The organism is Jiangella alba (assembly GCF_900106035.1).
GTDB classification, from domain to species: domain Bacteria; phylum Actinomycetota; class Actinomycetes; order Jiangellales; family Jiangellaceae; genus Jiangella; species Jiangella alba.
On sequence record NZ_FNUC01000004.1, the window covers coordinates 3,647,505 to 3,660,524 of the forward strand.

Consider the following 13,020-nt stretch of genomic DNA (forward strand, 5'->3'; position numbering starts at 1 on the left):
GGTTCCTCCAGTTGTCATTTCATGCCGGAGACGGCGAGACCGTCGATCACCCGGCGCTGCATGGCCAGGAAGACGATCAGGATGGGGGCGCACGCGAGCAGCGCGGCCGCCATCAGGACGGGGTAGTCGGTGATGAACTGCCCCTGCAGCGTCGCGAGGCCGACGGACAGCGGCTGGGTGCCCGGTTCGGTCGCGACGACGAGCGGCCAGAGCAGCTCGTTCCACGACACCAGCACGCCGACCACGGCCAGCGCGGACAGGCCGGGCCGGGCCAGCGGGAGCATCACCTTCCAGAAGACCTGGAACGGGTTCGCGCCGTCGAGGCGCGCGGCCTCCTCCAGCTCGTCCGGCAGGCCGAGGAAGAACTGCCGCATGAGGAAGGCCGAGAACGCCGTGAAGATGCCCGGCGCCACGATCCCCGCCACGGTGTTGAGCCAGCCGAGTCCCTGGACGATCTGGTACTGCGAGATGAGGAAGACCTGCGGCGGGACCATCATGATGGCGAGGACGAGCGCGAACATCAGGCCGCGGCCCGGGAAGCGCATGCGGGCGAAGGCATAGCCGGCGAGCGCCCCGAGCAGGAGGTGCCCGAACACCCTGATGACCGTGACGGTCACCGAGACGCCGAGCTGCGAGGCGAAGGAGAGCTGCTCGAACACCTCGGTGTAGTTCTCGAAGTGCAGCGACGACGGCCACAGCTTCAACGGGATCGCCGTCACCTCGGCGTTCGTCGAGAGCGAGCTGACGATCTGCCAGGCGAACGGGAACAGCATCACCAGGCTGCCGATGACCAGGACGAGGTGGGCGAAACCGTTCCGGCCGTCCCGGCGGTTCGCGTGCGCGGTGACGAGCTCAGGCATAGGTCACCCACCTCCGCTGCAGCCGGAACTGGATCGCCGTGACGATCGCGACGATCAGCAGGATGACGAACGCGATCGCGGCCCCGTAGCCGCGGTTGTTCTGGACGAACGACTCGTCGTAGAAGAGGTAGACCAGCGACTTGGTGTCGTCGATGACCGGGTTGCTGCCGAGGATGGCGAACAGCAGGTCGAACAGCTGGAAGCCGGTGATCACGTTCATGACCAGCACGAAGAAGATCGACGGGGTCAGCAGCGGCACGGTGATGCGGACGAACTGCGACCACCGGTTCGCGCCGTCGAGCGAGGCCGCCTCGTACAGCTCGGGCGGGATCGACCGCAGCCCGGCCGACAGGATGATGATGTTGAACCCCACCGACATCCACAGACCCACGATGGCGACGGCGACGAGCGCGAAGCCGGGCGTCGAGAGCCAGTACGGCCCGTCGATGCCGAACAGCCCGAGGAACGCGTTGATCACGCCGAAGTCGCCGTTGAACATCAGCTTCCACACCAGCGCGATCGCCACCGGCATGGCCAGGTACGGCAGGAAGAACATCGTCCGGTACACCATCGTCCCGCGCAGCGTCGGCCGGTTCAGCAGCGCGGCGAGGCCGACGGCGATGGGCACGCCGAGCAACACGATGAGGATGTAGACGACGGTGTTGAGCAGGGCGCGCGGGAACTCGCCGTCGTCGAGGAGCGAGCGCCAGTTGTCGGCGCCGACGAACGTCGTGCCGCCGAAAGGCCCCCAGTCGGTGAGGCTGAAGTACGCGGTCTGGACGATGGGGAACAGGTAGAAGACCGCGACGCCGAGGAAGAACGGCCCGACGAAGAGCAGGGGCCACCAACCCGCGTCGGACCGCCGGCGCCGGCCGCCGCCGGGGCTCGGGCCACCGGCCGCGCCGGCCACGGTGCTCGCCGTGGCCGGCCGGTGGTCGTGCGTCGCGACGTTCATTCCGATGCCACCGCCGCGTTCAGCGCCTCGTCGAGCTGCCGTGCCGCGTCCTCGACGGTGATGTCGCCGGCGAGGGCCTGCCCGACGATGACCGGCTCCTGCGAGGCCCAGGCGTCGGTGTCCTTCGTGGCGGGATACGCGAAGGAGTAGTCGATCGCGTCGATGAAGGTCTGCAGGCCGAGGTCCGGATAGCTCCGGACGAACGCGTCGCTGGTCCCCTCGTAGGCGGAGAGGGTGGTCCCGCTCTCGGCCTGGAGCAACTGGGCCTGCTCGCCGGCGAGGAAGGCCTGGAACGCCTGCGCGGCGGCTGGGTGCTCCGACCGGGCGCTGACGACGTTCGCCAGCGCGTGGGCGACGGTCGCCTGGCGCTCGGCCCGGGGCAGCGGGACCGCGACGTAGTCGGCGGCGTTCGGCGAGGTCCCGACCAGGGCGATGCTCGCGCCGCCGATGGAGGGGAACATCGCGGCCTTGCCGTTCAGGAACCACTGGTCGGCCGTCGTCTCCGCGAGCTGCTGGATCGTCGGCGACGATCCGTCGGCGACGATGTCGGCCCAGACCTGCAGGCCCTGCACGGTCTCCGGCTCGGCCCAGCCGCTCGTGCCGTCGTCGGTGACCACGGACCCGCCGTAGGCGAAGATGGAGCTGTAGTAGGTGGTCTGGCCGCCGGTGTAGAAGGCGGTGCCGTAGACGCCCTGGTCGCCGAGGGCGTCGCGGATGGCCGCGGACGTGGCGCGGAAGTCGTCGTAGGTCCAGTCCGGCGACGGCAGGGCGACGCCGGCCTGCTCGAAGAGCGCCTTGTTGATCCACATGGCGTTCGTGTCGACGTCCTTCGGCACCGCGTAGCGCACGTCGTCGAGCCGGTAGAAGTCGGCGAGGTTGTCCGGGTACTTCGACGGGTCGACGGCGCCCGACTCCACCAGGTCGTCGATCGGGGCCAGCTGGTCGTTGGCCGCGTAGAGCTGGAAGTACGGCATGTTCATCCAGAACACGTCGGGCAGGGTGTCCGACGACGCCTGGGTCCGCAGCTTCGTCCAGTACTGCGCGTACGGCGTGACGACCGGGGTGACGGTCACCTCCGGGTGCTCCTTCTCGAAGGCGGCGATGACGGCGTCGACCACCGGCTGCTGGTTCGGGTCCCAGAACGCGTAGGTGATCTCTCCGGCGGCCTCACCAGGATCGGAGGCCGTCGATCCGTCGCTGCCGGAGCAGGCGGCGAGCCCGAGCACGACGACTGACGCGGCGGCGATGCCCGCGACGAGCTTGTTCATGCTGCTCTCCTTTCGAACGCTGACTCGAGGGATGGGGAAGTCGCGGCTACGGCGTGGTCGCGATGCCGAACAGGGGATGCTGCGGGGTGCTCGACGGCAGTTCGTGGAAGCCGAGGCAGTCGTAGAACGCGCGGGCGCCGACGTTGTCCGGGTCGATGCCGAGGTGGAGGGCGGGCACGCCGCGGGCCGCGAGCATCGCCCGGAACCGGTCGACGAGGCGCCGGCCGAGCCCCTGCCCCTGCACCTCGGGCAGCAGGTTGACGTGCAGCTGCGCGGGGTAGGCGTCGAGCTCGGGGAGGCGCATCACCTCGGGCTGCCGGCCCACCTCGAGCAGCAGCTCCTCGCTGATCCGCGGCGTGTGCGCCGTCGGGGCGCCCGGGCCCGGATGCCTCGCGGCCACGACGGGGACCCACTCGCGCCGCCACCACTCGATGAACGCGGCGGTGTCGGCGACGCCGATCAGGTAGCCGGCCGCGCGCTCACCGTCGTCGACGACGAGGGCGAGGTCCGGGGCGTATTCCAGGTACGGCACCGCGGCCAGGTCGGGCAGCAGCGTGTCGTCCGAGTACCAGCCGGTCGCGTCGCCGCCGCTCGCCCCCGTGCGCAGGCAGACGCGGGCGATGTCGTCGCGGTCGGCGGGGCGGTAGGGACGGATCTCGGGGCTCATCGGGCCGCTCCCGCCCCGTCCGGAGGGCTCGGCCGCAGGTGCAGCTCGCGCCCGCCGATGACCCACTCGGTGAGGAAGATCGAGCCGTCCGGGCCGGTGGCGACGCCGTGCGGGCTGTTCAGCACGCCGTCGTACAGCGGCGGGCGCACCATCGCGCCGCCGACCTCGTGGTTCGGCCAGCCCGGCCGCTTCTCGCCGTCCGGGAACGGGACGAGCACGTCGAGCCCGCCGCGATCGAGGTCGACGCTGTGCAGGGCGCCGTCGAGGTCGGTGACGACGAGCCGCTCGCCGAGCGCCGCGAGGCCGCTCGGGCTGCGCAGCTCCGGGTGGGTGAACTCGCCCGCGAACCGCCCGTCGAGGTCGAGACGGACCAGGCGGCTGTTGCCGCGATCGGCGATGACGAGCTCCGATCCGGCCCGGACGATGACGCCGTGCGGGCACCGGAACGGCGTTCCGCCGGCGCCCTCCAGGGTCGTCACGTCGTCGCCGCGGAACAGGTGCACCAGGCTCTCCCCGTAGCCGTCGGCCACCACGACCAGCGACTCGGTGTCGTCGACGGCGACGGAGGTCGGGTACCAGCCGTACTCCGCGTAGCGCGGGTGCTCCGGGCGGACGAGGTCGGTGAAGACGCCCGAGGCGAGGTCCAGCACGCCCGCGCGTCCCACCCGGGTCTCCGGGTCGTACGCCGGCGGCCGCTGCTTCCAGCCGGGGTCGACCAGCCAGAGCCGGCCGCCGCCCGGGCCGAGGGTGATGTCGTGCACCTCGAGCAGCGGGACGGGGATGCGCTGCACGCTGCCGGTCGGGAGGTGGCGCGCGATGAGCGCCCCGCCCGCGGGGTCGGTCCAGTACACCGTCCCGCCGGCGTCGGCGGCGATGCCGGCGTGCGACCACTCGGCGCCGTCCCGCCCGCTCGGCGACAGCGTCGCCCAGGTCAGACCGTTACCACTCGACATGAACTCTCCCCGGTGAGTAGGTGGGCAGCGGGCCGGCGAACGGCAGCGGCGCGGACTGCGCCGCCTCGACCAGCCGCAGCGACGGCAGCCGGTCCAGCAGCTGGGTGATCGCCTCGGCGATGACCACCCGGGCGAGCTGCTGGCCGATGCAGCCGTGGATGCCGTGGCCGAAGGCGATGTGCCCGAAGGCGTCGCGGGTGACGTCGAAGGTGTCCGGGTCGGCGAAGCGGTCGCCGTCGCGGTTCGCCGCCACCGTCGACACCCAGACCGACTCGCCCGCCCGGAACTCGATCCCCTGCAGGGTCACGTCCTCGGCGACGGTGCGCGGGTGCGCGGACACGAACATCGCGTGGAACCGGACGAACTCCTCGACCGCCGGGCGGATCAGCGCGGGGTCGCGGCGCAGCGCCGCCAGCTGGCCGGGGTCGGTCAGCAGCGAGACCATGGTCGTCGGGATCATGTAGGCGATCGCGTCGCGTCCGGAGCCCATCAGCACCGAGGTGATCCCCAGGCTCTCCGCGTCGGTGAGATCGGAGCGCAGGATGTCGCTGATGGTGTCCTCGCCGAGGTCGTCGCGCTTCAGCTCGAGCACCTCGCGGGCGAAGGCGATCATCTCCTCCGGGCGGAGGTCCTCGGCGGCGAAGATGTCGGTGAACTCGCCGGACCGGTGCTCCGGGATGCCCAGCACGCGGCAGTGGGCGAACACCGAGACGGGGACGCCGAAGTCCCAGAACAGGTCGGCGCTGCTCCCGGCCGCGACGATCTCGTCCAGGCGTCGTTCGACGAAGGCGCGGACGGCCGGCAGCTGGCCGCGCACCGAGCGGACCGAGAACCGGCCGACGACGGTCCGGCGGACCCTGGTGTGCTGCGGCGGGTCGAGGCCGAGGACGTTGCCCGCCATGAAGGCGTCCACCAGGTCGTTGTCGGGCAGGTGACCGGAGAACGCGTGGTGCCCGACCGGGTGGCGCTGGTCGGCCTGGCTGAACCGGGCCGCGTCCTCCAGGACCGCCCGGGCCAGGTCGTACCCGGTGACGAACCACCCGACGTTCCCGTCGTCGGCCGTCAGGTGGGTCGCGGGCGCCTCCGCCCGCCACGCCGCGAACTGCGGCGACGGGCGGAACGGCGTGCCGTCGGTGGGCATGACGGCCGCGTGGTACGGGCAGCCGGTGCCCTCGATGTTCGGTGCGGTGCTCATGGGACGAGCTGCCTTTCTCCGAGGTCTGCCGGGATGGGGGCGAGCCGGGCGCGGGCCTCGCGGAAGGCGCGCGGGAGGTTCCAGCCGACGACGCCGACGGGGGCGCCGTCGCGGGTGGCGAGCGCGACGAACCGGCCGCCGGCCACGTCGCCGTCGACCACCGCGAGGGCGTTCGCGCCGTCGAGGCGTCCGTACACCTGGATGCGCGTGCCGTGGAGCTCGGACCAGTAGAAGGGCACGATGTCGTGCATCGGCGGCCGGCCGGTGACGATCGTCGTCGCGACGGCGTGGGCCTGCTCGATCGCGTGCTGCTGGTGCTCGACCCGGGGCGCGGGCGCCCAGCGCGCGACGTCGCCGACGGCGTAGACGTCCGGGGCCGCCCGGCCGGCGGTGTCGCACACGACGCCGTCGTCGATCCGCACCGCCGACCCGGCCAGCCAGCCGACGTTCGGGCGGCACCCGGTGGCCGTCACGACGACGTCGGCGGCCGGCTCGGATCCGTCCGACAGCACGGTGCCGTCACGGCGCAGCTCGACGGCGTCGACGCCGAGCCGCAGCCGCACGCCGTTCGCCCGGTGCAGGCGCACCAGGCGGGGCGAGAGCAACGGTCCGATGGTGCCGAACCGCAGCTCCCGGTGCCGGCCGGTGAGCGTCACCGCCAGCCCGCGCTTCGACAGGCCGGCCGCGATCTCGGCGCCGAGGATGCCGGCGCCGATCACCAGCGCCCGGCTCGCGCCGTCGAGGGCGGCGGTGAGCGCGGCCGCGTCGTCGACGGTGCGCAGCGTGTGCACGCCGGCGACCGCGGGCCGGCGGGCGGAGACGCCGGTGGCGATCACCAGCGAGTCGTAGGGCAGCTCGCCGTCCGTGGTCAGCAGGACCCGCCGGCCGGTGTCGAGGCCGGTGGCGCGGACGCCGAGGACGAGGTCGACACCGTCGGCGGCGGTCGTGATCGTCGCGTCCGCGGGCGCCCACTGACCCGTCAGGACCTGCTTGGACAGCGGCGGGCGGTGGTAAGGGCGGTGCGGTTCCGCCCCGACCACGGTGATCGCCCCGTCGTAGCCGGCGCGGCGCAACGACTCCGCCGTCGTGATGCCGGCGATCGACGCGCCGACGATCACGGTGCTGGGCCGCGTGGTCATGCGCCGCTCACTCCGCCAGCGCGATCGCCCGGGCGGGGCACAGCGCCGCCGCCCGCCGGGCCGCGTCCTCGAGCTCGGGCGCGACGTGGTCGGCGAGGACGATGACGATGCCGTCGTCGTCCTGGTCGAACAGGTCCTCCGCGACGAGGGCGCACTGGCCGGAGCCCACGCAGGCCGGCTCGTTCACGTCGATCCTCATGGAGCCCGCCTCACTGTTTCGATGGAGAAGACCATGGGTTCAGCGTCGGGGATCGGCGACGGGCGCAACAACGCCGTGCTCGCTCGGAACTGGTACGATTTTTGCCCACGAGGAGGGTGCGATGCCGGTTGCGTATGAGCATCTCGAGCCGCTCTACCCGCTCGGATGGCGCTACTTCCGGTTCAAGTCGCCCGTTCTACCGCCACGGATGCACGCCCATCCGGAATTCGAGCTGGTTCAGATCGTCAGCGGCGTGGGCACCCGTCTCATCGGCGATTCGATCGAGGAGTACCAGCCGGGCGACCTCGTCCTCATCGGCCCGCAACTCGCCCACACGTACGCGTCCATCCCCGACGGCGGCATGAGCGAGGCCATCGTCGTCCATTTCGCGAAGTCGTTCCTCGGCGAGACCTTCTTCGACCTGCCGGCCTTCGCCAGCGTCAGCACCATGCTGGCGGCGTCGGCCAACGGGCTGCGGTTCACCCAGGCGCCCGACACGCTGGCGACGCTCGGCCACCTCGCGGCCGCCGAGAAGACGGTCGCCCTGCTGCACCTGCTCGTCGCGCTCAGCCGGCAGCCCTACACCTGGCTCACGACCGGCCAGTCGTCGTCGGGCGCCGACAGCTCGAGCGCACGCCGCATCGAGGCCATCGTGGCTCACGTGCACGAGCACTACCGCTCCGCCATCACCCTGCAGGACGTCGCCGGCGCGGTGCACATGAACGCGAGCGCCGCGAGCCGCCTCTTCGCGCGGTCGACCGGCCTGACCCTCACCCGCTACATCACGGTCGTGCGCCTCAACGCCGCGTGCCGCCTGCTGCGCGACACCGACCTGCCGATCGCCACCATCGCGTCCGACAGCGGGTTCGGCAACCTCTCGAACTTCAACCGCAGGTTCCGCCAGGTGAAGCAGACGACGCCGAAGGAGTACCGCGTCCTCGTCCGCTCCGGCCGGGTCGACATGACGAGCCGCGAGTACCTGCCCAACGTCAAGCAGAGCCAGGAGCTCCAGTTCGGCTGAGGGGGCCGGTCAGGCGCCCACGAGTTCGCGAAGCGCCGCGATGTCGCGGACGTCCTTCGGCCGCCACGGGCCTCCGTTGCGCAGCGTGGGGAACTGCTGCTTCATGGCCAGCATCCCGGCGGCGCTCATCGCCGGGACGGGACGTCCGCCGAGGTGGCCGGGGATGTCGCCGAACGAGCCGGCCGGGAACACCCAGTCGGACCAACGGCCCTGCGGGCGGAAGGTGCCGTCGGCATGCGCGTCGAAGTAGGCGGTGCTGAAGGCCAGCCCGTTCCAGCTGAACTCGCGCGACTCCTCGGGTGGCTGGGTGTCCAGGACGACGGCGCCGGCGTCGGTGAGTGCCGCGGCGCCGCGGTCACCGTCCGGCCGCTCGACCCAGAGCTCGACGTCGCCGTGCTCGCGGGTGATGCGGCCGATCCGGGCGTCGAGGCCCCACCCTCCGAACAGCCAGGCCGGCACACCCGCCCCGCGCAGGACGTCGACGACAGCGTGGATGCCCGCCACCTGGGCGGCCCCGTGCGCGTCCGGCGTCGTCACGACGGCGGTGGCGCCTCGGTGCGTTCCGGCGCGAGGGCGGTGGGCAGCGGCGGCGCGGTGAGGTAGACCCGGATGGTGTTGCGGTCGCGCTTCGCCTCGTACAGGGCGGAGTCGGCGGCGGCGACGAGGTCGTCGACGGTGGTGGAGGCGTCGGGGACGTGGTGCACGCCGCCGACGGAGGCGGTGATGGTCACCGTCTCGACGTCCTCGCCCGCCGGCGCTTCGAGGACGATGCCCTGGATGCGCAGCCTGACGCGTTCGGCGATGCGCCGCAGGCTCTGGTCGCTGTCGATGTCGGCGACGACGATGGCGAACTCCTCGCCGCCCCAGCGGCCGCAGGCGTCGAGCTCGCGGACCTCGCCGCGCAACTCGTCGGCGACGGCGCGCAGGACGCGGTCGCCGAACAGGTGGCCGTAGGTGTCGTTGATCTTCTTGAAGTGGTCGAGGTCGATCATGAGCAGGCCGAGGCCGGTGCCGGCGTCCTGGGCGCGCACCAGCAGCTGCTCGGCGTGGTGGTGCCAGCGCGCGGACGTCGCCAGGCCGGTCTTGGCGTCGATGCTGGCCGCCTTCTCGAGGCCGGTGACCAGGCTGCCGCGGTGCAGCGCCACGATGACGACCAGGACGGCCGGCAGTGCGACCGGCGTGGTGACGATGGTGATGGCGACGAGCACACCGAGCGCGGCCGCGCCGGCTTCGAGGATCTGCCCGGAGAGGTCGGAGAACAGCTCGCGGGCCGACGTGGTGGGGTTGTGGGAGGCGATGGCGGCCACGATGAGGCCGAAGTTGACGGCCCAGGCGACGGCGGCGGCGAGCGCGATGACACCGAACTCGACGGCCGTGGCCGGCAGGCCGGGGTAGCCGTTCAGGCCGGTGGCGAGGATGAGGACGGCGAGACTCGTGCCGAGCAGGATGGTCGACGTCGTGTAGACGGCGCGGTACGGCGGCGTCCGGCGGCGCTTGACGCGGTCCCAGAGCAGCACGTTCGTCAGCACCACCATGCCCAGGGCGAGCGACGGCGGCAGCACGATGGTGGTGGCCATGACCCACACGGCGGCGGAGTCGATGTGCGCGACGGCGGGCGAATGCGCCACCGCTCGTCGCTGCTCGACGTGCCGGGTCAACTCGGTCGCGGCCCACGCGCAGCCGGCCAGCACACCGAAGCGGACCAGGTCGTTCTGCCCGATGGAGACCGGCACCAGGACGACGGTCACGGCGGCGACGGCGACGGCCAGCGCGTTGACCGCCATGATCAGGATCTGGCTCGGCCGGGGGGTGCGCCACAGCGCCCAGCCCCGGAGCCACGATCGCAATCGGTGCACGCTTCCTCCGCCCGGTGGGCTCCGCCAACCCCATGTGAGGACGTGCGGCACAGTATAACCAAGACGTAGGACGCAAAATAGACATGGATGGCGCACCAGCCGTAACCGCTCTTGACGACCACAGGTGGGAGCGAAAGGTGGGACAACCGACCAGACGCGTCACCGCGCGACGGGTTCCGCCGCGGCCCGGCCGGCCGCCGGCCGGTCTCGACGATCGAGGGGAGGGCCTCGCCATGCGTGGAAACAGCTGGGACTGACGAAGGGGCAGCGATCCCGATGCGGCTGACGGCAAAGACGGAGGTGAGCACGGTGCGCGGTAACTCCTGGGACTGAAGAACACGAGCCCCCTGACCGGACGACCCCCGAGGAAGAGGTGACCACGATGCGCGGCAACAGCTGGGACTGAGGAAAGACGAGCCCCTGACCGGACGACCCCTGAGGAAGAGGTGACCACGATGCGCGGCAACAGCTGGGACTGACCGAAGACGAGCCCCCCGACCAGAAGACCCCCCGAGGAAGAGGTGACCACGATGCGCGGCAACAGCTGGGACTGACGAGATGAGCGAGCCCGCACCCACGCGACCCACAGGGAGAGGTGACCACGATGCGCGGCAACTCCTGGGACTGACCCCGCCCGACGTTCCTGCCGGTGTGAATCGGCTACGGCGTGAGTGGCTCCGGACCGGCCGCGGCCGCACGCCGCCACCGGTGGACGGCGACGGCGGTCACCACCGTGCCTGCCGCGGCGGCCACACCGACGATCACAGCGGCATCGGCGAATTGCGCCAGCAGACCTGCGGCGACGATCGCCAGGCCTTGGGCTGCCCGCAGCGCGGCGACGGCGACCCCGATCGCCTGCCCGCGGCTCTCCGCGGGCGCCAGCCGCACGTAGGTGGACTGGGCGACGATGTCATGCGCCGACAGCACCCCGCTCAGTGTCCAGAGCACCACCGTCACGGCGAGGCCGGGCGCCCATCCGGTGGGCAGCAGGATCAGGCTGCTGCCGACGGCCATCGGCCCGAGCAGCGCCAGCCGCCGCTGCGGGCCGAGGAAGCGCAGGCCGATCATGCCGAGCACGGTCCCGACCGGGTTGGCCGCCAGCAGCCAGCCCACCGCCGCCGTGCCGCCGCCGAGCTCGTCGCCGAACGGCACCGCCAGACCCTCGGGGACGGCGTAGAAGCCGGCGCAGCAGGCGACGGCCAGCAGCGTGCGCAGGCGCGCGTCACCGGCGACGACGGCCCACCCGGCCCGCACCGTCGCCCAGTAGCCGAGCGCCGGCGGCCCGGTCGCGCCCCGCGGTCCCGCACCGACGGCCGGCCGGTACGGGTCGATGCCCAGCCGGATGATCGCCGCCGACGCCAGGAACGTGACGACGTCGACGAGCAGGGCCGCGCTCGTGCCGAACTCGGCCACCAGGGCGGCGCCGGCGCCGAACCCGACCGCGAACGACGCCTGCGACGTCATGGACACCAGGGCGAACCCGGCGGTGAGCTGGTCGCCGGGCAGCATGTCGGCGAGCACCGACTGCCGCGCGCTGGCGAACGGGCTCGCCACGGCCTGGACGACGAACAGCAGCGCCGCCTGGGCGAGGAGCGGCATCCCGGGGACCGCCATGAGCGCCACCAGCGCGGCCCGGGCGAGGTCGGTGTGGACCATGACGCTGCGCCGCGGGAACCGGTCCGCCAGGCCGGCCAGGGTGGCGCCGCCGACGAAGTCGGGTAGATAGGTCAGCGCGTAGGTCAAGGCGGTGAGTCCGGCCGAGTTCGTCCGCTCGTAGACCAGCACGGTCAGCGCCACCCGGGCCAGCTGATCTCCGACGACGGAGAACACGTGCGCCAACCACAGCCGGCGGAACTGCGGCACGGCGAGCACCTGGGTGAAAGAGGCCGGCGAGTCGGACATCGTGCCCAAGAGTGTGCCCGACCACGCCTTTGCGCGCAGTCAGGGGTGGTTGTCGCGGCGACTACACGTCCGGCGGCGGCACCAGCGCGGGCAGGGGCGGCGGCGCGACGACGGAGACCGGCCGGCCCGGGGCGGCCAGCCGCCGGCCGAGCGCCGTCACCGCCGCCGACACGACCGCCGCGCCGTCGGACGGACGGTGCCAGCAGGTGACCGACAGCGTGGTCCGGTGTGGTTCGACGGCGCGGACGAGGACCCGCGGCGGCGGGTCGGCGAGCACCCCCGGCGTCTGCGCCAGCAGGCCGGCGATCAGCTCCGGCGTCCCGTCCGCCGCGTCGCCGCCGATCCGCACCTGCAGCTCGGAGGCGTTACGGCCGGTCGCGCTGTGGTTGACGAACGGGTTGTCGAGGAGCTTCTGGTTGGGCAGGTGCACGACCCGCCCGTCCGCCGTCTCGATGATGACGGACCTGCTGTTGAGCTCACGGACCCGGCCGGTGTACCCGAGCGCCTCGATCGTGTCGTCCATCCGGACCGGCCGGCGGGTCTGGATGACGATGCCGGCGGCGACGTTGTCGGCGATGCCGCGCAGGGCCAGGAAGGCGACGACGGCCAGCAGGATCGCCACCGCCAGCACCGGCTGGATCGAGGCGCCGAGCAGGCTCAGCGCGATCCCGACGCCGAGGAAGATCACGACGTAGCCGGTGAGGCGGACGCCGGCGCGCCGCAGATCGTCCGGCACCCGCACGCCGGCGAGGATCCGGTCGGCCGCGCGGCGCGCGTACCGGGCACAGAGCCACGCCGCCACGATGACGGCGAGCGCCAGGACCACGTCCCAGGCGGTGAACGACAGGCCGGAGAAGAAGTCCCTCATGCGCCTGGGTCGCCTTCGTCCCGATTCGCGCGGTTCGCACCCCTGGTCACGGCGCCTCCTCGGCTGGTCCGTGTCGCCAGGCTGCGTCAGGCGGCCGGTGCGCACGTCACCCCGGCGGGGTGAGGGCCGCGGCGCCT

13 protein-coding genes are annotated in these 13,020 nt (G+C 72.3%); 1 reads left to right on the forward strand and 12 read right to left on the reverse strand.

The features are described from left to right. Positions 1-14: 14 nt before the first annotated feature. Genes BLV02_RS34510 through BLV02_RS34545 form a run of 8 tightly spaced genes read right to left on the reverse strand, consistent with a single transcriptional unit; the run spans position 15 to position 7,236 of the window. Positions 15-860 carry a carbohydrate ABC transporter permease gene (locus BLV02_RS34510; RefSeq protein ID WP_069111338.1) on the reverse strand — a complete coding sequence of 282 codons (846 nt, stop codon included), beginning with the start codon at positions 858-860 and terminating at the stop codon, positions 15-17. Next, positions 853-1,815, reverse strand: a complete 963-nt coding sequence (locus BLV02_RS34515) for a carbohydrate ABC transporter permease (protein WP_083288607.1) — start codon at positions 1,813-1,815, stop codon at positions 853-855. Before BLV02_RS34515 ends, BLV02_RS34510 begins: the two co-directional genes overlap by 8 nt. Then, positions 1,812-3,083 (reverse strand): ABC transporter substrate-binding protein, encoded by a 1,272-nt coding sequence (locus tag BLV02_RS34520; RefSeq protein ID WP_069111337.1) that lies wholly within the window; start codon positions 3,081-3,083, stop codon positions 1,812-1,814. The genes BLV02_RS34515 and BLV02_RS34520 overlap by 4 nt, the downstream gene beginning before the upstream one ends. Before the next feature lie 46 nt (positions 3,084-3,129). Further along, positions 3,130-3,750 carry a GNAT family N-acetyltransferase gene (locus BLV02_RS34525; protein ID WP_069111336.1) on the reverse strand — a complete coding sequence of 207 codons (621 nt, stop codon included), beginning with the start codon at positions 3,748-3,750 and terminating at the stop codon, positions 3,130-3,132. Further along, positions 3,747-4,703, reverse strand: a complete 957-nt coding sequence (locus tag BLV02_RS34530; RefSeq protein WP_069111335.1) for an NHL repeat-containing protein — start codon at positions 4,701-4,703, stop codon at positions 3,747-3,749. The genes BLV02_RS34525 and BLV02_RS34530 overlap by 4 nt, the downstream gene beginning before the upstream one ends. Then, the gene (locus tag BLV02_RS34535) at positions 4,690-5,898 is read right to left on the reverse strand and encodes a cytochrome P450 (protein ID WP_069111334.1); all 1,209 of its coding nucleotides are present in this window, start codon (positions 5,896-5,898) and stop codon (positions 4,690-4,692) included. The genes BLV02_RS34530 and BLV02_RS34535 overlap by 14 nt, the downstream gene beginning before the upstream one ends. Further along, a complete protein-coding gene (locus BLV02_RS34540) occupies positions 5,895-7,037 on the reverse strand; it encodes an NAD(P)/FAD-dependent oxidoreductase (protein WP_069111333.1) in 1,143 nt (380 codons plus the stop codon). Before BLV02_RS34540 ends, BLV02_RS34535 begins: the two co-directional genes overlap by 4 nt. A 7-nt stretch (positions 7,038-7,044) precedes the next feature. Beyond that, entirely contained in the window at positions 7,045-7,236 is a 192-nt protein-coding gene (locus BLV02_RS34545; RefSeq protein ID WP_069111332.1) for a ferredoxin, read from the reverse strand. 121 nt (positions 7,237-7,357) lie between these two features. On the opposite strand from BLV02_RS34545, the gene BLV02_RS34550 reads away from it, so the two are divergent. After that, positions 7,358-8,257: an AraC family transcriptional regulator gene (locus tag BLV02_RS34550; RefSeq protein ID WP_069111331.1), complete on the forward strand. Its 900-nt coding sequence runs from the start codon at positions 7,358-7,360 to the stop codon at positions 8,255-8,257. 9 nt (positions 8,258-8,266) lie between these two features. Here BLV02_RS34550 and BLV02_RS34555 read toward each other — a convergent pair whose 3' ends face one another. The 4 genes from BLV02_RS34555 to BLV02_RS34570 form a co-directional block, all read right to left on the reverse strand. Further along, a complete protein-coding gene (locus tag BLV02_RS34555; protein WP_069111330.1) occupies positions 8,267-8,794 on the reverse strand; it encodes a nucleotidyltransferase domain-containing protein in 528 nt (175 codons plus the stop codon). Next, positions 8,791-10,113 carry a GGDEF domain-containing protein gene (locus BLV02_RS34560; protein WP_141711562.1) on the reverse strand — a complete coding sequence of 441 codons (1,323 nt, stop codon included), beginning with the start codon at positions 10,111-10,113 and terminating at the stop codon, positions 8,791-8,793. Before BLV02_RS34560 ends, BLV02_RS34555 begins: the two co-directional genes overlap by 4 nt. A gap of 660 nt (positions 10,114-10,773) precedes the next feature. Next, positions 10,774-12,015 carry an MFS transporter gene (locus BLV02_RS34565; RefSeq protein ID WP_069111329.1) on the reverse strand — a complete coding sequence of 414 codons (1,242 nt, stop codon included), beginning with the start codon at positions 12,013-12,015 and terminating at the stop codon, positions 10,774-10,776. Between the two features lie 61 nt (positions 12,016-12,076). Further along, a complete protein-coding gene (locus BLV02_RS34570; protein ID WP_069111328.1) occupies positions 12,077-12,883 on the reverse strand; it encodes a mechanosensitive ion channel family protein in 807 nt (268 codons plus the stop codon). Positions 12,884-13,020: the final 137 nt, after the last annotated feature.

Bases quoted from the DNA above. Each gene is read 5' to 3' on its own strand.
- BLV02_RS34510 (WP_069111338.1), bottom strand. From the start codon at position 860: ATGCCTGAGCTCGTCACCGCGCACGCGAACCGCCGGGACGGCCGGAAC.
- BLV02_RS34515 (WP_083288607.1), bottom strand. From the start codon at position 1,815: ATGAACGTCGCGACGCACGACCACCGGCCGGCCACGGCGAGCACCGTG.
- BLV02_RS34520 (WP_069111337.1), bottom strand. From the start codon at position 3,083: ATGAACAAGCTCGTCGCGGGCATCGCCGCCGCGTCAGTCGTCGTGCTC.
- BLV02_RS34525 (WP_069111336.1), bottom strand. From the start codon at position 3,750: ATGAGCCCCGAGATCCGTCCCTACCGCCCCGCCGACCGCGACGACATC.
- BLV02_RS34530 (WP_069111335.1), bottom strand. From the start codon at position 4,703: ATGTCGAGTGGTAACGGTCTGACCTGGGCGACGCTGTCGCCGAGCGGG.
- BLV02_RS34535 (WP_069111334.1), bottom strand. From the start codon at position 5,898: ATGAGCACCGCACCGAACATCGAGGGCACCGGCTGCCCGTACCACGCG.
- BLV02_RS34540 (WP_069111333.1), bottom strand. From the start codon at position 7,037: ATGACCACGCGGCCCAGCACCGTGATCGTCGGCGCGTCGATCGCCGGC.
- BLV02_RS34545 (WP_069111332.1), bottom strand. From the start codon at position 7,236: ATGAGGATCGACGTGAACGAGCCGGCCTGCGTGGGCTCCGGCCAGTGC.
- BLV02_RS34550 (WP_069111331.1), top strand. From the start codon at position 7,358: ATGCCGGTTGCGTATGAGCATCTCGAGCCGCTCTACCCGCTCGGATGG.
- BLV02_RS34565 (WP_069111329.1), bottom strand. From the start codon at position 12,015: ATGTCCGACTCGCCGGCCTCTTTCACCCAGGTGCTCGCCGTGCCGCAG.
- BLV02_RS34570 (WP_069111328.1), bottom strand. From the start codon at position 12,883: ATGAGGGACTTCTTCTCCGGCCTGTCGTTCACCGCCTGGGACGTGGTC.